The sequence below is a fragment of the Mammaliicoccus sp. F-M27 genome (genome assembly GCF_022387115.1).
In the GTDB taxonomy this organism is placed as follows: domain Bacteria; phylum Bacillota; class Bacilli; order Staphylococcales; family Staphylococcaceae; genus Mammaliicoccus; species Mammaliicoccus vitulinus.
The window spans coordinates 179,972-203,940 of record NZ_JAJNIE010000001.1; the positions used below are offsets into that span (position 1 = coordinate 179,972).

Here is a 23,969-nt window from a genome sequence, read left to right on the forward strand (position 1 = left end):
TGTTAACTTTTTGTAAAGTTCTCTAAATATGCATTATTTTTTTAATAATTTAAGTTATAATTGTATTAAATCGCTTAAGGAGGACCTTGCATGTCACAAAAAGTATTGGTAGTAGACGATGAACAATCAATCGTCACATTGCTGAAATATAATATAGAACAAGCTGGTTACCAAGTAATCGTAGCTTATGATGGTGTTCAAGCATTAGAGAAAGTGAACGAAGAGAAACCTGATTTAGTCGTATTAGATGTCATGTTACCTGAGAAAGACGGAATTGAAGTATGTAAAACGATTCGTTCTGATAAAAATCAAGTTCCTATTTTAATGCTTACTGCAAAAGATGACGAGTTTGATAGAGTATTAGGTCTAGAATTAGGTGCAGATGATTATATGACGAAACCTTTTTCACCTCGTGAAGTGGTTGCACGTGTTAAAGCTATTTTACGACGTGTCGGTCAAGTTGAAAGCCGTAACTCAGATGACGATGAAGATATTGTTTTGGGATCTATTAGAATTAGACCTGACTTTTTCGAAGTATACAGAAACGAAGAATTATTAGAATTAACACCGAAAGAATTTGAACTTTTACTTTATCTAATAGAAAGACAAGGTCGTGTCATAACACGTGAGCATATGTTAAATTCAGTGTGGAATTATGAATTTGCTGGTGACTCTAGAATAGTCGACGTACATATTAGTCATTTGAGGGATAAACTTGAAGAAAACCCTAAACAACCTCAATTTATTAAAACAGTTAGGGGTTTAGGCTATAAGTTAGAAAGACCAAAGAACAATGATTAAATTTTATAATAAATTATTAATTATACTTACAACGGTCACTGTTGTAAGTTTTCTTATATTAGGGTTTTTCCTACATAATTCTAGTTATGATTTAATTTCTAAACAGCAACAAAAATCATTAAAGACTGAATCTAAAAATATATATGATATTGCTAAAAAAAATCCGGAAAATATAGATGAAATATTAGATGTATTTAATCAAGATATTATTTTAGAAAAAAATGATAAAATGATTTACCATTCTAATAATGTTGATACAAAACTATTTAAAAATGAAAAAGAACAAGCACTTTCAGATGCAAAAACTTTTGATGAGTATTTTGCTGTTGATAAAACAGATTCTGAAGTTATGTTTGCTAAAAAATATGGTGATTATACTATAGCTATAGCTAAACATACTGACACTATATCCATTATTCAAAAAGATATTTGGAAGTATTTATTGCTTGTCCTATTCTTCACATTACCACTTATATATTTCGTAGTTAGGTATATCAATACATCTTATATTCATCCAATTAAAGAAGTGACATATGCCACAAAATTATTAGCGTCTGGAAAATATCGAGTTAGAGTTCCTGAAAGTAATGTTAAAGAAACTAAAGAATTGTTTATTAATACAAACGAACTTGCTAGAACTTTAGACGATTTAAATAATGAACAAAAATTACAAAGAAATAGATTAGAAACAACATTAGAAAATATACCTAGTGCCACTTTGATGGTAGATAGAGAAGGCGTTATCGTCATTGCGAACAAAACATATCATGATTTATTTGATAGAGTAAGAAATGCTGAAGGTCAACTGTTTAAAGATGTTATGCCAAACGTTGAAATCACACAAATGATGAACGAGGCATTAAAATTAGAAAAACCTATGTTTGAACAAGTTGAACTCTATATTAACAATGTTCACAATAAATTCTTCGAAGTTTCAGTTATACCTGTATTATCTAGAAAAAAACGAAACTTGTTAGGTTTAGTAGTTGTTATGCATGATATAACAAAATTGAAAAAATTAGAGCATATGAGAAAAGATTTTGTTGCTAACGTTTCTCATGAATTACGTACACCTATCACATCTATAAAAGGGTTTGCTGAAACATTGTTGGACGGTGCAAAAAATGATCCAGAATCATTAGATATGTTCTTAAATATTATGCTTGATGAGTCTAATAGGATTCAATCGCTTGTTCAAGATTTATTAGATTTGTCAAAAATAGAACAAAATGACGAAATACCTAAAGAACCTATATCTTTAACAGAAATAGCTGAACATTCCATAAATACGGTTTCAACCGTTGCAACGAAAAAAGATATAGAATTGGTTAACAAAATAGAGCAAAATGTTGTTTCATTAGGTGATAAAGATAAAATGACACAAGTTATGATTAATTTATTATCAAATGCTATTAGTTATTCACCGAGATCAAGCCAAATCATCTTAACGGTTAAGGATGTAGGAGATGGACAAATTATTTCAGTTCAAGACAATGGTATTGGAATATCAGAAGATGAACAAAAACGAATATTTGAAAGATTTTATAGAGTGGATAAAGCAAGAAGTAGAGATTCAGGTGGAACAGGACTTGGATTATCGATTACAAAGCATATAATTGAAGCACACAATGGACAAATTAAAGTGGAATCAGAAGTTGGACAAGGTTCTCATTTTATCGTGAAGCTATTTAACGAATAATCTTCATACAAAATTTACAATCTATTCATACTGAATTAATCATTGATAGATAGAATAAATATAGACCCCTTCATTTTGATGATTGAGCGAAATACATATGTATTTCGCTTTTTTTATTTTATGCTAAACAATCTGATTATAGTGTGAGATATGATAAAATGAAATCAATATAGTGATGGAGGTATCCTACAGTGGAAAAATTGGTACTTATCGATGGTAATAGTTTATCATTTAGAGCGTTTTTTGCATTGCCCTTATTAACAAATAAAGCAGGCGTTTATACAAATGCAATTTACGGCTTTACGATGATTTTAGATAAAATTATAAAAGAAGAAGCGCCTACGCATTTCATGGTTGCGTTTGATGCAGGGAAGACAACGTTTAGAAATAATATGTATAGCGAATATAAAGGTGGTCGTGAGAAGACACCTGATGAGTTAAGAAGCCAATTACCATATATCCGTCGGTTGGTAGAGAGCTATCATATTAAACATTATGAGTTAGAAAATTATGAAGCGGATGACATCATTGGCACACTTTCTAAACAAGCTGATGAGAAAAATTTAAAGACGATCATTATTACGGGTGATCGTGACTTAACACAGTTAGCAAGTGAAAATGTAACGATTTATTATACTAAAAAAGGTGTAACTGACATTGATCATTATACGCCTGATTTTATTGCGGAAAAATATGATGGTTTAGTACCAAACCAAATTATTGATATGAAAGGTCTCATGGGAGACAAGTCTGATAATATTCCTGGTGTTCCTGGTATTGGAGAAAAGACTGCTATTAAATTATTGAAACAGTATGAAACAGTAGAAGGTGTTTATCAAAATATTGATGAATTAAAAACATCTAAAATGAAAGAAAAACTTATAGATAATGAAGATAATGCGAAGCTAAGTAAAGAGCTTGCAACAATTAATAGAGATAGCCCGATAGAAGTATCGATAGAAGACTTAAAGTTAACTGACGATAATGATGAAGAAAAGATTAAACTATTTAAAACTTTAGAATTCAAACAGTTACTTGATCAAATGGATACAAGTACTGAAGCTTATGATGATCGCGTAATAGAATATCAAGAACATTTAAATGATTTTGATTTTGAAAATATTACTGAAGCTGCTATACATTTTGAAACTAATGAAAATAACTATTTAAAAGCTGATGTTCTTGGCTTTGCGATTCATGCTAACGATCAAGCTTATGTTGTTTCGGCAGAAGAATTAAAAGAAAATAAAGCGTTACATGCTTGGTTAGAAAATGAAAATGTTCATTTTTCAGTTTATGATGCTAAAAAGACGATTATATTGTGTGAAAGATTAGGCATTAAAGTGAATGGCATTCAATTTGATACGATGTTAGCGAGTTATATATTAGATCCTTCAAGAGCAATTGAAGATATATATTCTGTTGTATCAGAATTTGGTGTTTATTACGTTCCTAATGATGAAAGTATATATGGCAAAGGTAAGAAATTGCATGTTCCTGAAAACGAAGTTCTTTTTGAAAGTATTGCCAAAAAAGTGACTGCAATATATGAGTCAAAAGAAAAAATGATTGAATTGCTCAAAGAAAGAGATCAATTTAGTCTTCATGATGATTTAGAGTTGCCGTTAGCTAGAGTGTTAGCTGAAATGGAACATATCGGTATTACAGTCGATAAAGAAACGTTAAAAGAAATGCAAGAAGACTTAAAAACACGACTTGATAAATTAATTGAACAAATTCACAGTCATGCTGGAACTGAATTTAATATAAATTCACCAAAACAGTTAGGTGTCGTATTATTTGAAGATTTAAAATTACCTATTATTAAAAAAACGAAGACTGGGTACTCTACAGCAGTTGATGTTTTAGAACAATTAAGAAATGAACACCCAATTATTGAAGATATTTTAGTGTATAGACAACTTGCTAAGTTACAATCGACTTATATCGAAGGTTTACAAAAAATGATTACTTCTGAAGGTAAAATTCACACAAGATTTAACCAAACATTAGCTCAAACTGGTAGATTAAGTTCAATAGAACCTAACTTACAAAATATACCGATAAGACTAGAAGAAGGCAGAAAGATTAGAAAAGCATTTCGTCCTAGTAAAGAAAATCACGTTATATTCGCTGCCGACTATTCACAAATTGAATTGCGTGTCTTAGCTGATATAACGGGTGACGAACATATGAAAGAAGCCTTTACTGCAAATGAAGATATCCATACAACTACTGCAATGCGTGTGTTTAACGTAGATAAAGACGAAGTAACGTCGAATATGAGAAGGCAAGCAAAAGCAGTAAACTTTGGTATTGTATATGGCATCAGTGATTATGGTTTAAGCCAAAGTCTAGGCATTACGAGAAAAGCTGCTAAGAAGTTTATAGATGATTATTTAGATAGTTTTCCTAAAGTAAAAGAATATATGGATACTATTGTTCAAGATGCTAAACAAAAAGGTTATGTTGAAACATTGCTTCATAGACGTAGATATACGCCAGATATTACGAATAGAAACTTTAATTTAAGAAGTTTTGCTGAAAGAACAGCAATGAATACACCTATTCAAGGTAGTGCAGCTGATATTATCAAATTAGCTATGGTTCAATTTTCTAATAAAATGAAAGATACTGACTTTAATGCTAAATTATTATTACAAGTGCACGATGAATTAATTTTTGAAGTACCTGAAGAGGAACTAGAAGCATTTAAACCATTTGTAGAAGATATCATGGATAATGCTCTCGAATTATCTGTACCTTTAAGTGTAGAGTCTAGTTATGGTGAAACTTGGTACGATGCAAAATAAGTAATAGAAGGAAGACTGAATATGCCTGAATTACCAGAAGTTGAAAGTGTTAAAAGAGTCATCACACCTAAAATATTAGGTGCGACGATACAAAAAGTAACTTTTTCAGATAAAGTTAAAATTGGAAAAGAAATTGGTAAAGAAACAATTGTTAAGGGAACTTCTTTAGAATTATTTAAAGAAAGAACTGAACATTATAAAATTGCTAGTGTATATAGAAGAAGTAAATATATTTTTATAGAAATTGAGAATGAACAAGATAACAAAATTATTATGTGTCATTTTGGTATGACTGGCGCTTTCTTTACCGTTCCTGACTTATCTAATATTGAAATAGATAATCATAGAAAGCATTGGCATGTCATTTTTGAACTAGATAATGGTTTACAACTTATTTATACAGATATACGCAGATTTGGTGAGTTAAGAGCATTGGATGAGTTAACTGAATATCCATCAGTACTTAAAATCGCACCAGAGCCTTTTGTTCAAGAGGCGTATGAATATTATCTCGACAAAATCACATCAAAGAAATTTATAAACAAGCCAATCAAAGTTGGTATTTTAGACCATACGGTTATTGCGGGTTGTGGAAATATTTATGCTTGTGAAGCTTTGCTAAGAGCAGGTGTGTTACCAACGAGAACGGTAAAAGATTTAAGTCAAGAAGAGCGAAAAAATGTATTTGATGAAGTGGTCAATGTTTTACAAGAAGGTATAGACAACGGTGGATCGAGTATATCGGATTATTATAATGCTGATGGTGAAAAAGGAACGATGCAAGATAAGCATAATATATACGGTAAAAAGGTTTGTGGTCAATGTGGAGGCCCAGTAGAACAAAAAGTGATCGCAACTAGAAATACGCATTATTGTCCAAATTGTCAAAAGTAGGTGAAACAATGGCGAGTGTAATAGGGTTAACAGGTGGAATTGCCACTGGAAAATCGAACGCTTCAAACATATTAAAAGAGCATGGATTTTATATAGTAGATGCAGATATCGCAAGTCGAAAAGCTGTCGAAAAAAATAGTACAGGACTTAAACAAGTACAAGAAGTATTCGGTGATCAAGCAATAATAGATGGAGAAATGAATAGGCAGTATGTAGGATCGGTAGTTTTTAAAGACGAATCGATGCGACTAAAGCTCAATAATATCATCCATCCAATTGTTAGAGAAATTATGGATGCAGAAAAGAAATTGGGATTAGAAAAAGGTAAAAATGTAATTATGGATATACCTTTACTGTTCGAAAACAAATTGCAAGATACAGTAGATGAAACGTGGTTAGTTTATACTACAGAAGAAACGCAAATTTCTCGTCTGAAACAACGCAACCAATTGAGTGACGACGAAGCAACTTCTAGAATACAATCACAAATGCCAATTGAAGAAAAAAAACAATTAGCAGATGAAATAATAGATAATAATGGAACATTAGAAGAATTAGCACAAAACATAGAAACATTAATTGAAAGCAAACATTTATGATGCACTTTTTTAAAAAATAGAACGCCTAATCTGTTTGAATTATCATACGGATTAGTCGTTTTTATATTGTAGATTTTGTAGTGTATATGTAGAGATGCTGCTTTATGTATACATAGATAAGCTATTTAAAAATTTTCTCAAAAACATAATAGAAAACGTTTTCAATAAACTTTTAATGTGATATACTAATTGCAATAAATAGTATATCACATTAAAAGGGGTTCTCGACTATGAAGAAAAATATTGCAATTAATGGTTTAGGAAGAATTGGAAGAATGGTATTAAGAGGTTCACTTAAATCAGATTATTTAAACATTGTGGCTATTAATGCTTCTTACCCACCTGAAACAATTGCACATTTAATAAAATATGATTCAACACATGGTAAATTAGATGGCGATATTGAAGCGGTTGAAGATGGTATTGTTATAAATGGTCATAAAATATTACTTGTTTCTGAAAGAGATCCTAAATTATTACCGTGGAGAACTTTAGGTATTGATATTGTTATTGAAGCGACTGGCAAGTTTAATCATGGAGATAAAGCTATCTCTCATATTGATGCTGGTGCTAAAAAGGTTATACTAACTGGACCTTCTAAAGGTGGGCAAGTTCAAACAATCGTTAGAGGGGTAAATGATGATTCGCTTGATTTAAAAGAGTATGACATTATTTCTAATGCGTCATGTACGACAAATTGTTTAAGCCCAGTTGCAAAAGTTCTTAATGATTCATTTGGTATTGAAAATGGATTAATGACAACAGTGCATGCTTTCACGAATGATCAAAAAAATCTAGATAATCCTCATAAAGATTTAAGAAGAGCGCGTTCTTGTGCAGATAGTATCATACCTACATCAACAGGCGCAGCGAAAGCTTTATCATTGGTACTTCCTGAATTGGAAGGCAAGATGCATGGTATGGCATTAAGAGTACCAACTTCGAATGTCTCTCTAGTAGATTTAGTTGTAGATTTGAAAACAGATGTAACTGTCGAAGATGTAAATGATGCTTTACGTCGTTCAAGTAAAGGTGCATTAAAAGGCATTATGGATGTGAGTGATGAACCGCTTGTTTCTATAGACTTTAACACAAATCCTCATTCAGCAATTGTTGATGAACAATCTACAATGGTTATTGGCTCAAATAAAGTTAAAGTGTTAGCTTGGTATGATAACGAGTGGGGCTACTCAATGAGAGTTGTTGAATTAGCTGAACAAGTTGCTAATATACTATCAGAAGTTAGAGAACAAAAAATTTCATAATAAATATAGATTGCGCAAAGAACGTAATGTGGTAAATTTAATGCCACGTTACGTTCTTTTTGCTTAAAAATTATCTTTTATAGCGTAAATGTATTAATGTATACCATATGTAAAATAGTGAGCGTTTAAAAAAATACGAAACTACTGTATAATTTGTATATGAATAATAAAAGTATATAAGAGGTGAAACGAATGAGATGTCCTAATTGTAAATATGAAAATTCTAAAGTAGTAGACTCTAGACACGCTGATGATTTAACTGCGATTAGAAGAAGAAGAGAATGTGAATCATGTGGATTTCGTTTCACAACTTTTGAAAGAGTAGAACTAACACCTTTAATTGTTGTTAAAAAAGATGGTGCTAGACAAACTTTTAATAGAGATAAAATATTGAACGGACTCGTTCGTTCATGTGAAAAAAGACCTGTGGCTTACCAAAAGCTTGAAGAAATTACAAATCAAGTAGAAAAAGAATTGAGATCTGAAGGTATAACAGAAGTATCTTCTAACGATATAGGTGAAAAAGTAATGGAACACTTAATGGAAGTGGATCAGGTTTCATATGTAAGATTCGCTTCAGTATATAGAGAATTTAAAGATGTAGATCAATTATTAAAATCGATGCAAGGAATATTGAAAGACCGAAAGTAAGGTGAGTATTAATGGCGGAATATTTTAATGGCGTAAAACCTAGCGATGGATTTTACGTTAAATCAAATTATAATTATACACATGTCCATCAAGATATATTAATCAGCTTATACACGCCATTAATTGGGACAGATGCGATTGGTGTTTATTTATATTTATCACAGTTTAATTTTCATAATGAGACAGAAGCATATAATCATTACACAATAATGAATGATTTGAAAATAAATTTATCTAGCTTTAGAGATTCATTAGATTTATTAGAAGGTATTGGTTTGCTCAAGACTTACTTTAAGACTAATCAAGAAGAGCAAACATTTATATATATGTTGGAACAACCTGCAACTACTGAGCAATTTTTCAATGATCCTTTGCTATCTGTATTTTTATATCAACAAATTGGCAAATCTAGATATCTTTCACTGAAAAATAGATATAAGGATAGCAGTATTTCAACATCTGCATATCATGAAGTTACAAAAAGTTTTACAGATGTGTTTAAAGTGCCTAAACTATCAGAAATAGGACAGCAAGATGATATTCAAATCAAACCGGATGTGAAAAATAAAGGGCTAGATTTATCAGATGTGCGATTTGACTTTGAAATGTTAGAGCTGTTATTAAACAATCATTTGATATCTAAAGAAATATTGAATAAACAAACGAAAGAAGTCATTATTCAAATTGCAACTTTATATGGCATTACGCCTGTAGAAATGAAATCAATTATTTTAAAATCTATTACGGAAAACCAAACTATTTCGTTACAAGATTTAAGAAAGCACGCGCGCTCCATTTATCAAATTGAACATGAGGGAGAACTTCCAACATTAGATTTGAAAAAAGAGAGCGTGAAAGCTAAACAAAATGATGCTAAACAAGAAGTAGATTCTTTATTATCGTGGTTTGAACTGTTAGACACTACAAGTCCAATTGAGATGTTGGCGTCATTTACAAAGTCAGAACCAACTATTTCACAAAAAAGAGTTGTAGAAGACGTTGTAACGAGAGAAAAATTGCCATATGGTGTCATGAACATATTATTGCAGTATGTAATGTTTAAAAATAATATGCAATTACCTAAAGCATACATTGAAGAAATTGCTTCAAATTGGAAGAAGTTAAAACTAACATCTGCTGAAGAAGCGTATCATTATATTAAAAATCTTGATAAACAAACAGCTGAAAAGAAAAAAGAACGAAATAATAAAGCGAATAACACATTTAAATTGAAATCAATTGAAAAAACACCTGAATGGTTATTAAAACAAAAGTCAGCTGAAACGCCAAAAGAAGAACAGAAAAATAATGAATCTGATGCTGCTTTTGAAAAACGAAAACAAGAGCTTCAAAAAGAAATGGAAGCTTTTTGGAAAGAAGGTGATCATTAATGGAACCACTAGGCCAACATTTGAAACAAAATAAAGATTTTCAAAAGAGACTAGAAAAAATAAAAAGAGAAACGTTAACGCATAAAGAAGTTAAAGCATTTTTAGATGAGCATCGATCAGAATTAACGAATGAAATAATTGAAACAGATTTAGATCAGTTACAAGCCTATAAAGACCAATCAAAATGCTGCGAAAAATGCAGTAGTTACCGTAATTGCATTAATTTTGTTAAAGGGCATGTCCCGGAATTATATATTCAAAATGATCACATAAAGACAAGGTATTTACCTTGTCCGAACAAAATTGAATATGACGAACGTAAATTTGAATCAAATCTTGTGACATCATTCCAAATGCCTGAAGAAACGTTGAAGGCAACGATTAAAGATATATACGTTGATAATGAATCTAGAATGGTTATTATTAAAAAAGCTATGGAAATATGTAATAAAATCGTTTCAGGCGAAGACACTAAAGGCCTCTATATTCATGGACCATTTGGATCGGGTAAATCATATATTTTAGGGGCGATATCTAACCAGCTTAAGTTGAAAAAGCAAGCTTCTACGATTATTTACTTACCTGAATTTATAAGAGTGTTGAAAAATGGTTTTAATGACGGTTCGTTTAGTGAACGATTTGAGTCTGCTCGTGAAGCGAAAGTGCTCATGCTAGATGATATCGGGGCAGAAGAATTAACACCGTGGGTAAGAGATGAAATTTTAGGACCTATATTACACTATAGAATGGTTCATAAACTTCCTACATTTTTTAGTTCTAATTTTAACTTCGACGAATTAGAGTTTCACCTTAGTAAAACAAGACAAGGTGCTGAAATTACGAAAGCGAGTCGTATTATGGAAAGAATCAAAACCATTACTGAAGATTATGAACTAGAAGGCAAAAACTATAGAGCTTAATTTTAGCTTGATATTTTAGATTAGAGTTGTATAATTGAGTTATCTTAAATGAATATAAAAATTTAGAGGACATGACGTCTATAAAGCATTCACAGAGAGTCTCATATCGCTGGAATTGAGATAATGCAATATAAATGGTTACTACCTCATACATGATGCGTTAATCCGCATTCGGCTCAAGACCGTTATCTTATGTAGAGTTATCGTGCTTAAATAAGCGCGTTAATGAGGGTGGTACCGCGAGAGATTTCGTCCCTTTGGATGAGGTCTCTTTTTTATGTTCTTTAATAGAAAAAATGAGGAGGAAGTCGTTATGAGTGAAATAAACATTAAATTTCCAGATGGTAGTGTGAAAGGGTTCGAGCAAGGCACAACTACAGAAGAAATAGCCCAATCTATTAGTCCAGGTTTAAGAAAAAAAGCTGTTGCCGGTAAATTTAACAACCAATTAGTAGATTTAACAAGACCTTTAGAAAATGATGGAGAATTAGAAATTGTTACACCAGGTAGCAATGAGGCATTAGAAGTATTAAGACACTCTACTGCACATATAATGGCTCAAGCTTTACAAAGATTGTATGGTGACGTGAAGTTTGGTGTTGGTCCTGTTATTGAAGGTGGATTCTATTATGACGTAGACACTGAACATAAAATATCTAGTGACGACTTCGAAACAATTGAAAAAGAAATGAAACAAATCGTGAATGAAAACTTTAAGATTGAGCGTAAAGTTGTAAGTCGTGATGAAGCAAAAGATTTCTTTACAAATGATGAGTACAAATTAGAATTAATAGATGCAATTCCTGAAGATGAGAACGTAACACTTTATTCTCAAGGTGAATTTACTGATTTATGTCGAGGCGTTCACGTACCTTCAACTTCAAAAATTAAAGAATTTAAACTTTTATCAACTGCAGGTGCTTACTGGAGAGGCGACTCTAATAACAAAATGCTACAACGTATTTATGGTACTGCTTTCTTCGATAAAAAAGAATTAAAAGCTTATCTAAAAGTATTAGAAGAAAGAAAAGAACGTGACCATAGAAAAATTGGTAAAGAGTTAGAGTTATTTACTACGAATCAAGATATTGGTGCTGGTTTACCATTATGGTTACCAAACGGTGCAACAATTCGTCGTGAATTAGAGCGTTATATCGTGGACAAGGAAGTCGCAATGGGTTATGACCATGTTTATACACCAATTATGGCAAATGTTGATTTTTATAAAAAATCTGGTCACTGGGATCATTATCATGAAGATATGTTCCCTACAATGGACTTAGGAAACGAAGAACTTGTTCTTAGACCGATGAACTGTCCTCACCATATGATGATTTATAAAAATAGCCGTCATTCATATAGAGAATTACCAATTCGAATTGCAGAATTAGGTATGATGCATAGATATGAAGCGAGTGGAGCAGTATCTGGTTTGCAACGTGTCCGCGGTATGACTTTAAATGATGCGCATATCTTTGTTAGACCTGATCAAATCAAAGAAGAATTCAAACGCGTTGTAAACATGATTCTTGATGTATATGATGATTTCGGATTCGAAGATTATACATTTAGATTAAGTTTACGTGACCCAGAAGATAAAGAGAAATATTTTGACGATGATGATATGTGGAATAGAGCGCAAGCTGTTCTTAAAGAAGTTATTGACGAAATGGAATTACCATATGAAGAAGCAATTGGTGAAGCGGCATTCTACGGTCCTAAATTAGATGTTCAAGTGAAAACAGCAATGGGTAAAGAAGAAACTTTATCTACTGCGCAACTTGATTTCTTATTACCAGAAAAATTTGATTTAACTTATATCGGTAATGACGGTGAAGAACATCGTCCTGTTGTCATCCATAGAGGTGTTATTTCAACTATGGAAAGATTCACTGCATTTTTAATAGAAGAAACAAAAGGCGTGTTCCCAATTTGGTTAGCGCCGAAACAAGTAGAAATTATTCCTGTTAATGCTGATTTACATTATGATTACGCTAGAACATTACATGATGAATTGAAATCTCAAGGCGTACGTGTTCACATCGATGATCGTAATGAAAAGATGGGTTATAAAATACGCGAAGCTCAAATGAAAAAAGTTCCATATCAACTCGTTGTTGGTGACAAAGAAGTGGAAAATCAAGAAGTAAATGTCCGCCAATATGGTTCTAAAGATTCGAAAACTGTCGAAAAAGATGAGTTCATCTGGAGCTTAGTAGATGAAATTAGATTGAAAAAGTAATAAGCTATTGAAATTCACTGTGTCATCGGGTATAGTTTTAATAGTAAATTTAATTAAATATTCCTCAGTAATGAGTTAGAGGTTGCAATATTCAATAGTAATTATTCAGAAGCGTAATGGCGCATATGTTGAAATAATGAAAGGGGATATTGCCGAAATAAATAGTAACCATGATGCTATTTATTGGGCCAGTGTTTAATAAATACTGGACTGTCACACTAAGTGATGTGCTACCAATTTGTATGGAATGAACATATATAGGTCGCATATCTTGAGGATATGCGACTTTTTTAGTGGCTCGATTGTGGAATGGAGAAAGGAAATAACAATGTCTCAAGAAAAATCAACAAACAATGTTCAAAGAAAGCTTAAAGATAGACATATATCAATGATCGCTATTGGCGGTTGTATAGGTACAGGTTTATTTATGACTTCTGGCGGTGCTATTAGAGATGCTGGACCAGGAGGGGCGCTATTAGCATATGCAATAGTCGGATTAATGGTGTTCTTTCTTATGACATCTCTAGGAGAAATGGCAACGTATTTACCGGTTTCAGGATCGTTTAGTACGTATGCGACTCGATTTGTAGATCCTTCATTAGGATTTGCGCTAGGTTGGAATTACTGGTTCAACTGGGTTATTACAGTTGCAGCTGATATTACGATAGCTTCTCAAGTTGTCAGCTATTGGGAACCGCTTGAAATTATTCCATCGTGGCTATGGAGTGTAATATTTATGGCCATTATATTCGGTTTAAATGCTCTTTCTGTTCACGTGTATGGAGAAAGTGAATATTGGTTTGCCTTCATTAAAGTTGCTACAGTTATTATCTTTATTGGAGTCGGTTTATTAACAATATTCGGTTTGTTAGGCGGAGAATATTTAGGATTCAATAACTTCGTAGCAGGTGATGCACCATTCTTAGGTGATTCTAATGTTAATACATTCTTGCTCGTGTTAGGTGTATTCTTAGTAGCAGGATTCTCCTTCCAAGGTACAGAACTCATCGGTATTACAGCTGGTGAATCTGAAAATCCTGAGCGCGCTGTACCTAAAGCGATTAAACAAGTATTCTGGAGAATTTTATTATTCTATATTTTAGCAATTTTTGTAATTGGTATGATCATTCCTTATACGAACCCTAATTTAATGGGTGGAGATGAAGTGGCTAAATCGCCATTTACACTCGTATTCGAAAACGCTGGTTTAGCATTTGCAGCTTCATTTATGAACGCAGTAATTTTAACATCCGTATTATCAGCTGGTAATTCTGGTATGTATGCTTCAGTGAGAATGCTCTTCTCTATGAGTAAAGATAAACTTGCTTCACCTGTATTTTCAAAAACAAATAAATTCGGTGTTCCTTATACAGCGCTTATGGCTACAGCAGTCGTTGTTGTCATTATATTTGCGATTGAGCACTTAAGTGGTGGTGCATATGAATATATTATCGCTGCTTCAGGTATGACAGGATTTATTGCTTGGTTAGGTATAGCAATTAGTCACTATAGATTTAGAAGAGCTTTTGATATTCAAAATTATGATAAAACAAAATTAAAATATACAGCTAAATTGTTCCCATTCGGACCACTATTCGCTTTTGCACTTTGTGCGGTTGTAATTGTTGGTCAAGATGTTGATTTCATTCAAACAGGTGAGTTTGAACCTAGAAGATTCTTTATCACATATATGGGTATTCCAGTATTTTTAGCATTCTTTATATTCCATAAAGTGAAATATAAAACAAAAATGATTCCACTTAAACAAGTTGATTTAAGTCAAGACGTGGATATGAAAGTATTTGAAAAGAATATTAAATAAAGATTGACATGAACGTTTATAATTGGTAAGATAAGTCTTGTTGAATACGAAACGGACCAAGTAGAAGCATACCCGCTTCTCACCTGTAGTGACGCGTAAAGCTGTTAGCAGGTACAATAAACCTTTAATGTTTATGGATGAGAGCGGGTGCATTGTGCATTCGTTCTTTTTTTTCTTGGACGACTTCGTAAAATTCTAGGAGGTGTCAACCATAGCTAAAGATCAGACTCAAATTAATGACAAAATTCGTGCGAAAGAACTTCGCCTTATAGGTCAAAATGGTGAACAAATTGGTGTTAAATCTAAAATTGAAGCAATTGAAATGGCTGAAAGAGTAGATTTAGACGTAGTAATCGTAGCACCAACTGCAAAACCACCTGTTGCAAGAATTATGGATTATGGTAAATATAAATTCGAACAACAGAAAAAAGAAAAAGAAATGCGTAAGAAACAAAAAGTAGTTAATGTTAAAGAAATTCGATTAAGTCCAACTATCGAAGAACATGACTTTGAAACAAAATTAAAGCATGCTCAAAAATTCTTATCTAAAGAAGATAAAGTTAAAGTATCTATTAGATTTAGAGGTCGTGCGATTACGCATAAAGAAATTGGTCAACGTGTGTTAGAACGCTTTGCAGAATCTTGTAAAGATATAGCAACAGTTGAGCAAAGACCTAAAATGGAAGGGCGTTCAATGTTCTTAATGTTATCGCCAATTTCAACTGAAAAATAAACCGAAATAATAGGAGGAAATCTCAATGCCTAAAATGAAAACTCATCGTGGAGCAGCTAAACGTGTTAAAAGAACTGGTTCAGGTCAATTAAAACGTTCTAGAGCGTTCACTTCACATTTATTTGCAAACAAATCTACTAAAGCGAAACGTAAATTACGTAAAGCTTCATTAGTTTCTAAATCAGATACAAAACGAGTTAAACAAATGTTAACGTACGTAAAATAATAAACATAGCGGACTAATGGTCCATTTTAAGGAGGAATTATAATGCCACGTGTTAAAGGTGGAACAGTGACGAGAGCTCGTCGTAAAAAAGTTTTAAAATTATCTAAAGGTTACTTTGGATCAAAACATACATTATATAAAGTTGCTAAGCAACAAGTTATGAAATCAGGTAACTATGCTTACCGTGACCGTCGTCAGAAAAAACGTGAATTCCGTAAATTATGGATTGCACGTATCAATGCGGCATCTCGTCAAAACGACATCAGCTATAGCCGTTTAATGAATGGTCTTAAATTAGCTGGTATTGATATCAACCGTAAAATGCTTTCTGAAATCGCTGTTTCAGATGAAAAAGCATTTGCTGAATTAGCTACTAAAGCTAAAGACGCTTTAGCTAAATAATAGCTGTTCATATATGCAATTTAAACTGTCGATAAAGGATTGAACTTTATCGACAGTTTTTTTATGAAAAAAGGGAGGAATAGCCCCATCTCCTTTACGCTTTATATTCCCTTTGATAAAATAGTGTAGAAAAAAGAATAAGGAGAATAATATGTCTAAATTTGATGAAATGATAACAGTTGTACTAAGAAAGACAATTTTTAATGATGAAGCGTATCAATTCGATGGCTTTAAATCAATTCAAGATGAAGAAACAAAATATATTTATGAAACAATTAATCAATATGAAACAAAGAGACGTGGAGATATGGAGGAAGACCCTTCGTATAAACAATTGATTTCGTATTGCATATTAGAAAATGAGAATGACGAAGTATTGGTTTATGAACGTTTAACTGGTGGTGGTGAAGGTAGACTTCATGGCTTAAGTTCAATTGGCGTAGGAGGACATATGAATGATGTTCCTGGCGCTACTAATGTTGAAGAAGTCATAAGAGAAAACGCAGCACGTGAACTAGAAGAAGAAGTTGGTTTAAATAAACAAGATGTAGAAAATATGGAATTAATCGGCTTTATCAACGATGATCAAAATGAAGTTGGAAAAGTTCATATAGGTGTTGTCTTTAAATTAAAAGTTGATAAAGAAAGTGTAGAAGCTATCGAGACTGATACATTGAAAATCAATTGGGTTAATCAATCAGAATTGTCGCATAATGAAAACTATGAAACATGGAGTAGTCTTATTATAGACGGCATATATAGAAGAGGTGAGTAACCTTGAGTGAAATCATTCCATTTCCAAAATTGAAAAATCAGCTCATTACGAGTATTAATCAAGCAATAAAAAATGGACAGTTTGATGAAGCTTATCAAACGTTTGAATTATATGAACAACATTTTGCGATGGATGAAGAACTTTCATTAAAAAAATGTGAAGTCTTAAAAGAGTGTGGCCATTATTTAGAATTAAGAGAAGAAGCAAGTATATTGTTAAATCAAGGACATGATTATTACGATAAAATTGTTGTTTATTTTGTCGAAAGCTTATATTATTTAGAACAGTATCAAACAGTAGTTGAAATCATTAATCAAATTAAAGATGAAAACATTGAACATTCTACTAGAATGTCGCTACTTCCAATTCAAGATATGGCAAAAGATAAACTCGACCAAAGACAACTTAAAGCTTCAGAGGTATTAAGAACGTTTCAAGAAACACAATTTGAAGAGCAAATTAATCTATTGATAGATTTAATTGATAATCACTTAGGTGTATTTAACTTAACGTTAGCTCAAATTATAGAGAACGAATCACTGCATCCTAATGTACAAAGTTTAATTTTAGAGTATTTGAGATTAGGCGAATGGTCTGCAGATGTAAAATTTGAAAAGCTAAACGAGATTATAACCGTTAACCCCATCGAATTAGATGGCATTGAAAGAACGAGCATTAACAAAAATATCATTCCTAAAATAATAGATCAACTTGAAATTGATAGTCCTTCATCAATTGAATTAGCTAAAAGTTTACTGAATCAACACGCTATAGTAATGTATCCAATTACGTTTAGTGAGATAAAAGATGAAAATTTAATTGCGTGTTACTTGAAACTTTTATCAGAACGTTTTAATATAGACGCTAACTACAAAAGTGTAAATCAAGATGATTGGCAAAAATTTATTGATTTTATTCAAAAATTGTAATGAATATAAACACTATAGTTGAAACATCAGAAAGCTATGTTATAATTAAAGAGTTGAAAATTAATAAAATTAGGATAATCACGGAGGTTTTTATTCATGACAGCAACATGGGAAAAGAAAGAAGGTAACCAAGGTTTATTAACTGTTACGGTTCCTACAGAAGAAGTAAATAAAGGTTTAGACAAAGCATTCAAAAAAGTTGTTAAAGAAATTAATGTACCTGGCTTCCGTAAAGGTAAAATGCCAAGACCATTATTCGAACAAAGATTTGGTGTTGAATCATTATACCAAGACGCATTAGATTTCATTTTACCTGAAGCATACGGTAATGCAGTTGAAGAAGCAGAAATCAATCCAGTTGATCGTCCGGAAATTGACGTTACACAAATGGAAAAAGGTAAAGAACTTATCTTTGAAGCTACTGTAACAGTTGAACCAGAAGTTGAATTAGGTGACTATAAAGGTCTAACTATAGAAAAACAAGATCGTGAAGTAACTGACGAAGAATTCGACAAAGCATTAGAAGACGCAGTGAGTCGTCAAGCTGAATTAACAGTTAAAGATGGCGAAATCGCTGAAGGCGACGTTGTAAACATTAACTTTGATGGTTATGTTGACGGTGAAGCTTTTGAAGGCGGACAAGCTGAAGGTTACGATCTTGAAATTGGTTCTGGATCATTTATTCCAGGATTTGAAGAACAACTTATTGGTCTTAAAGCGAATGATAGCAAAGATGTTGTTGTCACTTTCCCTGAAGAATATCACGCTGAAGAGTTAGCTGGTAAAGAAGCAACATTCAAATGTGAAATTAATGATGTGAAATCAAAAGAAATTCCAGAATTAGATGATGAATTAGCTCAAGAGCTTGATGAGTCAATTAAAACTGTAGACGAGTACAAAGAAAAATTACGTAAAGATTTAGAAGATGCGAAAGTAAATCAAGCGGAAGCAACTGAAAAAGAAGAAGCGATCACTAAAGCTTCTGACAATGCTAAAGTTGAAATTCCTGAAGCTATGATTAACACTGAATTAGATCGCATGATGCAAGAATTCGAACAACGTATATCACAACAAGGTTTAAACCTTGAATTATACTATCAATTCTCAGGTCAATCAGAAGAAGAACTTAAAGCACAAATGAAAGAAGACGCTGAAAAACGCGTTAAAACTAATTTGACTTTAAAAGCTATCGCTGATGCAGAGAATATTGAAGTTTCTGATTCAGATGTTGAAGCAGAATTGACTAAAATGAGTGAACAATTTGGATTATCTGTTGAAGATATTAAATCAACATTAGGTAATAACGACATTTTAATTAACGACCTAAAAATCCAAAAAGTTATTGACTTATTAGTTGCTGAATCAGTTGGAGAATAATTGTTATTCAGTATTAAATTAATTATAGTAGCAGAATTTTTCTGCTACTATTCTTTTTTTAGTTCGTTTAATTTGAAAAAGTAAAAAACATTTAGTATAGTCTAAAAAGAATAGGGGTGTAAAAATGTTTAAATTTAACGATGGTGAAGAAAACTTAAAATGTTCTTTCTGTGGTAAAGAGCAGGATCAAGTTAAAAAACTTGTAGCTGGTAGTGGTGTATATATTTGTAATGAATGTATAGAACTTTGTTCTGAAATAGTAGAAGAAGAATTGAAGTCACAAGAGCCAGAACAATTTACTGAAGTTCCTACACCTAAAGAAATTATGGAACAATTAAATGATTATGTTATTGGACAAGAAAATGCTAAAAAATCATTAGCAGTTGCTGTCTATAACCATTATAAACGTGTTCAACAACCTTCAGAAAGTGAAGATGGTGTTGATTTACAAAAAAGTAATATCGCATTAATTGGACCTACTGGTAGTGGTAAAACATTACTAGCTCAAACATTAGCTAGATCTTTAAATGTTCCATTTGCTATTGCAGATGCAACGAGTTTAACAGAAGCTGGTTATGTAGGTGAAGATGTAGAGAATATATTATTAAGATTAATCCAAGCAGCAGACTTTGATGTTGAAAGCGCTGAAAAGGGTATTATATATGTTGATGAGATTGATAAAATCGCACGTAAATCTGAGAACGCATCTATAACAAGAGATGTTTCCGGTGAAGGTGTTCAACAAGCATTGCTTAAAATATTAGAAGGTACTACAGCAAGTGTACCGCCACAAGGTGGCAGAAAACATCCTAACCAAGAGTTTATTCAAATAGATACAACTAATATTCTATTTATTCTTGGTGGTGCGTTTGATGGTATTGATGAAGTTATCAAACGTAGATTAGGTGAAAAAATAATTGGTTTCAGTAGTTCAGGTGAAGAAATTAGCGATGAAGAATCATTGTTATCACAAATCAGACCGGAAGATTTACAGTCTTATGGTTTAATCCCTGAATTTATCGGTAGAATTCCAATTGTAGCTAATTTAGAAACGTTAGATGTTGACGCATTGAAAAACATTTTAACTCAACCTAAAAACGCATTAGTAAAACAATATACTAAAATGCTTGAATTAGATGATGTTGAATTACAATTCGATGAAGAAGCACTAACAGCGATAAGCGAATTAGCTATAGAACGTAAAACAGGCGCGCGTGGATTGCGTTCTATTATTGAAGAAGCTTTAATTGATATCATGTTTGATATTCCATCAAGTAGCGATGTTAGCAAAGTTGTCATCACAGAAAATACAATTAGAGATAATAAATTACCTAATTTATTTGATAGTGAAGGTAACTTAATAAATGATGAAAAGACATCAGCATAACTATAAATGATCTATAAGAGGCTGGGACAAATTATTTGTCTCAGCCTCAATCATTTATAATGGGTGGTACAATGAAATCTTATTTCAACATTAGATTTCTGTTTCGCTCCGTTTTGCTTTGTTTAAAATATAAGCAATATAAGATATAATAAAAGAAACAAACTTGTAGGAGAAAACAATGAAAATTAATCCGAATAACGTAGATATTATAATAAGCGCAGTTGATCCAAAGCAATATCCTGAAACTGGTTTACCTGAGATAGCGCTTAGTGGACGTTCTAATGTTGGTAAATCAACGTTCATTAATACACTAATCTCAAGAAAAAAAGTAGCAAGAACTTCATCTAAACCAGGGAAGACGCAAACATTGAACTTCTTTAACGTAGATGAACAACTTATTTTTGTAGATGTGCCAGGCTATGGTTATGCAAAAGTAAGTAAAAAACAAAGAGAACAATTTGGTAAAATGATAGAACAATATTTAACGACTAGAGACGAATTGAAATGTGTAATTCAGCTAGTAGACATTAGACATAAACCAACACAAGATGATGTATTGATGTATAATTACTTAAAACATTTTGAAATTCCTACAATCATTATCGCAACTAAAGAAGATAAAATACCTAAGGGCAAAGTTCAAAAACATTTAAAAATTATACGACAAACTATGGAAGTTGATTCTGAGGATAAGTTAATAAGTTATTCATCTGTTAAAAAAGAAAAGACAGACAATATTTGGGCGTTATTGTCACAATATATTTAAACAAAATCCTCACATTCCTAGATTAGAAATGTTATAATTTAGGCATTGGACATAAATTAATGGGGGCGTTAGAAGTGCATGTTGTTGTAGTAAGTGTAAACTATAAGACTGCAGACGTTGCGATGCGTGAAAAATTAGCGTTTAATGATCAAGAAATAGAGAACGCGCTCGTAGCTCTAAGTAATAAAAAATCAATATTAGAATGTGTAATCTTATCAACATGTAATAGAACTGAAGTATATGCTGTTGTAGATCAAATGCACACAGGTAAATATTATATTCAGTCATTTTTAGCTGACTGGTTTGATCAATCATTAGACACAATTAAAGCTTATACAAATGTGTTAACTGAGAATGATGCAGTGGAACATTTGTTTAGAGTGACATCAGGTTTGGATTCAATGGTCCTAGGTGAAACACAAATATTAGGACAAATGAAAGATGCGTTTCAAATTGCACAAACTGAAGTTACAACAGGTACGATGTTTAATCGATTATTCAAACAAGCAATTACGCTAGCTAAGCGTGGTCATCATGAAACAGATATTGCATCTAATGCTGTGTCGGTTTCTTATGCTGCAGTAGAGTTATCTAAAAAAGTGCTAGGTAAATTAGACAATAAGAAAGCACTGATCATTGGTGCTGGTGAGATGGCAGAATTAGCAGTTGCAAACCTTAACGGTAGTGGCGTAAATGACATTACGGTAATCAATCGTACTGTTGCTAAAGCAGAAGCATTAGCAATGCAGTATAAAGGCGTAGCTAAAGGCATCAATGAATTACAATGTTCATTGATGGAAGCTGATATTGTTATTAGTTCTACAAGTGCAGAACATTATGTCTTAACTAAAGAAATGATGCAAGATGTAGAACGTTTTAGAAGAAACAAGCCACTTGTATTAATCGATATTGCTGTGCCTAGAGATATTGACCCTGCAGTAAATGATCTAGATTTAATGTTTAACTATGATGTAGATGATTTAAACGGACTAGTAGACGCAAACCTAGCAGAACGTGAACAAGCAGCTCGTGAAATTGAATTACTCATTGCAAAAGAAATAGATAAACATGAAGAATGGGTAAACATGTTAGGTGTTGTACCTATTATTACAGCGCTTAGAGATAAAGCGTCACATATACAACAAGATACTATGGAAAGTGTAGAAAGAAAGCTTCCTGATATGACTGAAAGAGAAAGAAAAGTTATATCTAAACATATGAAGAGTATCGTTAATCAGCTATTAAAAGACCCGATTACACAAGCTAAAGAATTATCAACGGATAAAAAATCAAAAGAAAAATTAGAATTATTCCAAGAAATTTTTAATATCACAAATGAAGTAGAGCAAATTAATGAAACTAAGAAAGAAATAAAGAGAGGTCAATTGTCTACAAGCACAGTTGAATCTTAATTTAAATATATGGTGATGCTATGCAAGATATAATTGCGGTACGTTTGCATGAAATTGTATTAGTCATTTACATGATATGTTTAGGGTGCTATTTCTATGACTTTATTCAAAAAAATTCTAAAGTAAGAACGTTTGGGTACTACGCACTAGGGATTGTTTGGATTTTTCAAACAATCTTTTTGTGCATGTATATTGTGACAACAAAACAATTCCCAATCTTGACTATATTTGAAGGTTTTTATTTTTATACATGGATGATTATTACAGTTTCATTAGTTATAAACTATTTTAAATCAACAGATTTAACAGTATTTATTATTAATCTAATTGGATTTGTATTCTTAGTTATTCATACATTTAGACCTGAGCAATATGATACAGAAAATACTGCTTCTAATATTATGAATGAATTGCTATTAATACATATATCTTTAGCAATTTTAAGTTACGTTCTTTTTGCATTAAGTACATCACATGCAATATTGTATTTACTTCAAAGAAAGAACTTAAAAGAGAAAAAGTTTAACCAAAAGTTCTTTAGAATGGGTAGTATTGAACAATTAGAACAAAATGTTTTTAGATTCTCTTTAGTAGGATTTTTAGTACTGCTCATCAGTTTAATATTAGGCATTCAATGGGGCTTAATTATAATTGGTAGTGAGATTTGGATAGATATGAAAGTGATAGGATCATTAATAGTCTTGTTATTATACGGTGTTTATTTATTTTTAAGAGTGAGAAAATCTGTTAATACTAAAACATTAGTCATAGCGAATATTATGATATTTTTAGTGTGTATGATAAATTATTTGGTGGTCTCAAAATTTTCAGGATTTCATCAATGGTTTAACTAAACAATGATGGA

General features: G+C 31.9%; 21 protein-coding genes, 1 riboswitch and 1 other annotated feature. All 21 genes read left to right on the plus strand.

The genetic code is table 11. The annotated features are described in order from the left end of the window. Positions 1–90 precede the first annotated feature (90 nt). Positions 91–801: a response regulator transcription factor gene (locus tag LQ598_RS01015; RefSeq protein WP_016910919.1), complete on the plus strand. Its 711-nt coding sequence runs from the start codon at positions 91–93 to the stop codon at positions 799–801. Further along, positions 794–2,500, plus strand: a complete 1,707-nt coding sequence (gene pnpS / locus LQ598_RS01020; RefSeq protein ID WP_016910918.1) for a two-component system histidine kinase PnpS — start codon at positions 794–796, stop codon at positions 2,498–2,500. The genes LQ598_RS01015 and pnpS overlap by 8 nt, the downstream gene beginning before the upstream one ends. Before the next feature lie 191 nt (positions 2,501–2,691). After that, positions 2,692–5,313: a DNA polymerase I gene (gene polA / locus LQ598_RS01025; RefSeq protein ID WP_107592808.1), complete on the plus strand. Its 2,622-nt coding sequence runs from the start codon at positions 2,692–2,694 to the stop codon at positions 5,311–5,313. Positions 5,314–5,334: 21 nt separating this feature from the next. After that, entirely contained in the window at positions 5,335–6,207 is an 873-nt protein-coding gene (gene mutM / locus LQ598_RS01030) for a bifunctional DNA-formamidopyrimidine glycosylase/DNA-(apurinic or apyrimidinic site) lyase (protein WP_107536690.1), read from the plus strand. Between the two features lie 8 nt (positions 6,208–6,215). Then, positions 6,216–6,806, plus strand: coding sequence for a dephospho-CoA kinase (gene coaE, locus LQ598_RS01035; protein ID WP_107559253.1), 591 nt, complete (start codon positions 6,216–6,218; stop codon positions 6,804–6,806). Positions 6,807–7,036: 230 nt separating this feature from the next. Continuing rightward, on the plus strand, positions 7,037–8,071 hold the full coding sequence (locus tag LQ598_RS01040) for a glyceraldehyde-3-phosphate dehydrogenase (RefSeq protein ID WP_016910914.1): 1,035 nt from the start codon (positions 7,037–7,039) through the stop codon (positions 8,069–8,071). 192 nt (positions 8,072–8,263) lie between these two features. Beyond that, the gene (gene nrdR / locus LQ598_RS01045) at positions 8,264–8,722 is read left to right on the plus strand and encodes a transcriptional regulator NrdR (protein ID WP_016910913.1); all 459 of its coding nucleotides are present in this window, start codon (positions 8,264–8,266) and stop codon (positions 8,720–8,722) included. Positions 8,723–8,733: 11 nt separating this feature from the next. After that, positions 8,734–10,113 (plus strand): replicative helicase loading/DNA remodeling protein DnaB, encoded by a 1,380-nt coding sequence (locus LQ598_RS01050; RefSeq protein ID WP_107556780.1) that lies wholly within the window; start codon positions 8,734–8,736, stop codon positions 10,111–10,113. Further along, positions 10,113–11,033 (plus strand): primosomal protein DnaI, encoded by a 921-nt coding sequence (gene dnaI / locus LQ598_RS01055; protein ID WP_016910911.1) that lies wholly within the window; start codon positions 10,113–10,115, stop codon positions 11,031–11,033. The genes LQ598_RS01050 and dnaI overlap by 1 nt, the downstream gene beginning before the upstream one ends. Before the next feature lie 313 nt (positions 11,034–11,346). Beyond that, positions 11,347–13,275, plus strand: coding sequence for a threonine--tRNA ligase (gene thrS, locus LQ598_RS01060; protein WP_239745115.1), 1,929 nt, complete (start codon positions 11,347–11,349; stop codon positions 13,273–13,275). A gap of 68 nt (positions 13,276–13,343) precedes the next feature. Next, positions 13,344–13,516: riboswitch (Lysine riboswitch) on the plus strand. An 87-nt stretch (positions 13,517–13,603) separates the two neighbouring features. Continuing rightward, on the plus strand, positions 13,604–15,097 hold the full coding sequence (locus tag LQ598_RS01065; RefSeq protein WP_016910909.1) for an amino acid permease: 1,494 nt from the start codon (positions 13,604–13,606) through the stop codon (positions 15,095–15,097). Positions 15,098–15,149: 52 nt separating this feature from the next. After that, positions 15,150–15,275 (plus strand) — a sequence feature (ribosomal protein L20 leader region). 24 nt (positions 15,276–15,299) lie between these two features. After that, positions 15,300–15,830 carry a translation initiation factor IF-3 gene (infC, locus tag LQ598_RS01070; RefSeq protein WP_016910908.1) on the plus strand — a complete coding sequence of 177 codons (531 nt, stop codon included), beginning with the start codon at positions 15,300–15,302 and terminating at the stop codon, positions 15,828–15,830. 25 nt (positions 15,831–15,855) lie between these two features. Then, positions 15,856–16,056, plus strand: coding sequence for a 50S ribosomal protein L35 (gene rpmI, locus LQ598_RS01075; RefSeq protein WP_016910907.1), 201 nt, complete (start codon positions 15,856–15,858; stop codon positions 16,054–16,056). Positions 16,057–16,098: 42 nt separating this feature from the next. Further along, positions 16,099–16,458: a 50S ribosomal protein L20 gene (gene rplT, locus LQ598_RS01080; RefSeq protein WP_016910906.1), complete on the plus strand. Its 360-nt coding sequence runs from the start codon at positions 16,099–16,101 to the stop codon at positions 16,456–16,458. Positions 16,459–16,609: 151 nt separating this feature from the next. Continuing rightward, entirely contained in the window at positions 16,610–17,233 is a 624-nt protein-coding gene (locus LQ598_RS01085; RefSeq protein ID WP_239745116.1) for an NUDIX domain-containing protein, read from the plus strand. 2 nt (positions 17,234–17,235) lie between these two features. Further along, the gene (locus LQ598_RS01090) at positions 17,236–18,162 is read left to right on the plus strand and encodes a hypothetical protein (protein WP_107556782.1); all 927 of its coding nucleotides are present in this window, start codon (positions 17,236–17,238) and stop codon (positions 18,160–18,162) included. 96 nt (positions 18,163–18,258) lie between these two features. After that, positions 18,259–19,539, plus strand: a complete 1,281-nt coding sequence (gene tig / locus LQ598_RS01095; protein WP_016910903.1) for a trigger factor — start codon at positions 18,259–18,261, stop codon at positions 19,537–19,539. Positions 19,540–19,663: 124 nt separating this feature from the next. Next, complete coding sequence (gene clpX, locus LQ598_RS01100; RefSeq protein WP_016910902.1) at positions 19,664–20,926, plus strand: ATP-dependent Clp protease ATP-binding subunit ClpX; 1,263 nt, start codon at positions 19,664–19,666, stop codon at positions 20,924–20,926. A gap of 178 nt (positions 20,927–21,104) precedes the next feature. Continuing rightward, complete coding sequence (yihA, locus tag LQ598_RS01105) at positions 21,105–21,692, plus strand: ribosome biogenesis GTP-binding protein YihA/YsxC (protein ID WP_016910901.1); 588 nt, start codon at positions 21,105–21,107, stop codon at positions 21,690–21,692. A gap of 74 nt (positions 21,693–21,766) precedes the next feature. Next, positions 21,767–23,104, plus strand: coding sequence for a glutamyl-tRNA reductase (gene hemA / locus LQ598_RS01110; RefSeq protein ID WP_016910900.1), 1,338 nt, complete (start codon positions 21,767–21,769; stop codon positions 23,102–23,104). 185 nt (positions 23,105–23,289) lie between these two features. Continuing rightward, positions 23,290–23,958 carry a cytochrome C assembly family protein gene (locus LQ598_RS01115; protein ID WP_237715657.1) on the plus strand — a complete coding sequence of 223 codons (669 nt, stop codon included), beginning with the start codon at positions 23,290–23,292 and terminating at the stop codon, positions 23,956–23,958. Positions 23,959–23,969 lie beyond the last annotated feature (11 nt).

Excerpts from the sequence above, each read along its gene's own strand:
- nrdR (WP_016910913.1), top strand. The coding sequence starts at position 8,264 with ATGAGATGTCCTAATTGTAAATATGAAAATTCTAAAGTAGTAGACTCT.
- dnaI (WP_016910911.1), top strand. The coding sequence starts at position 10,113 with ATGGAACCACTAGGCCAACATTTGAAACAAAATAAAGATTTTCAAAAG.
- LQ598_RS01015 (WP_016910919.1), top strand. The coding sequence starts at position 91 with ATGTCACAAAAAGTATTGGTAGTAGACGATGAACAATCAATCGTCACA.
- LQ598_RS01040 (WP_016910914.1), top strand. The coding sequence starts at position 7,037 with ATGAAGAAAAATATTGCAATTAATGGTTTAGGAAGAATTGGAAGAATG.
- LQ598_RS01065 (WP_016910909.1), top strand. The coding sequence starts at position 13,604 with ATGTCTCAAGAAAAATCAACAAACAATGTTCAAAGAAAGCTTAAAGAT.
- tig (WP_016910903.1), top strand. The coding sequence starts at position 18,259 with ATGACAGCAACATGGGAAAAGAAAGAAGGTAACCAAGGTTTATTAACT.
- LQ598_RS01050 (WP_107556780.1), top strand. The coding sequence starts at position 8,734 with ATGGCGGAATATTTTAATGGCGTAAAACCTAGCGATGGATTTTACGTT.
- yihA (WP_016910901.1), top strand. The coding sequence starts at position 21,105 with ATGAAAATTAATCCGAATAACGTAGATATTATAATAAGCGCAGTTGAT.
- coaE (WP_107559253.1), top strand. The coding sequence starts at position 6,216 with ATGGCGAGTGTAATAGGGTTAACAGGTGGAATTGCCACTGGAAAATCG.
- rplT (WP_016910906.1), top strand. The coding sequence starts at position 16,099 with ATGCCACGTGTTAAAGGTGGAACAGTGACGAGAGCTCGTCGTAAAAAA.
- thrS (WP_239745115.1), top strand. The coding sequence starts at position 11,347 with ATGAGTGAAATAAACATTAAATTTCCAGATGGTAGTGTGAAAGGGTTC.
- clpX (WP_016910902.1), top strand. The coding sequence starts at position 19,664 with ATGTTTAAATTTAACGATGGTGAAGAAAACTTAAAATGTTCTTTCTGT.
- LQ598_RS01085 (WP_239745116.1), top strand. The coding sequence starts at position 16,610 with ATGTCTAAATTTGATGAAATGATAACAGTTGTACTAAGAAAGACAATT.
- mutM (WP_107536690.1), top strand. The coding sequence starts at position 5,335 with ATGCCTGAATTACCAGAAGTTGAAAGTGTTAAAAGAGTCATCACACCT.
- pnpS (WP_016910918.1), top strand. The coding sequence starts at position 794 with ATGATTAAATTTTATAATAAATTATTAATTATACTTACAACGGTCACT.
- LQ598_RS01115 (WP_237715657.1), top strand. The coding sequence starts at position 23,290 with ATGTATATTGTGACAACAAAACAATTCCCAATCTTGACTATATTTGAA.
- rpmI (WP_016910907.1), top strand. The coding sequence starts at position 15,856 with ATGCCTAAAATGAAAACTCATCGTGGAGCAGCTAAACGTGTTAAAAGA.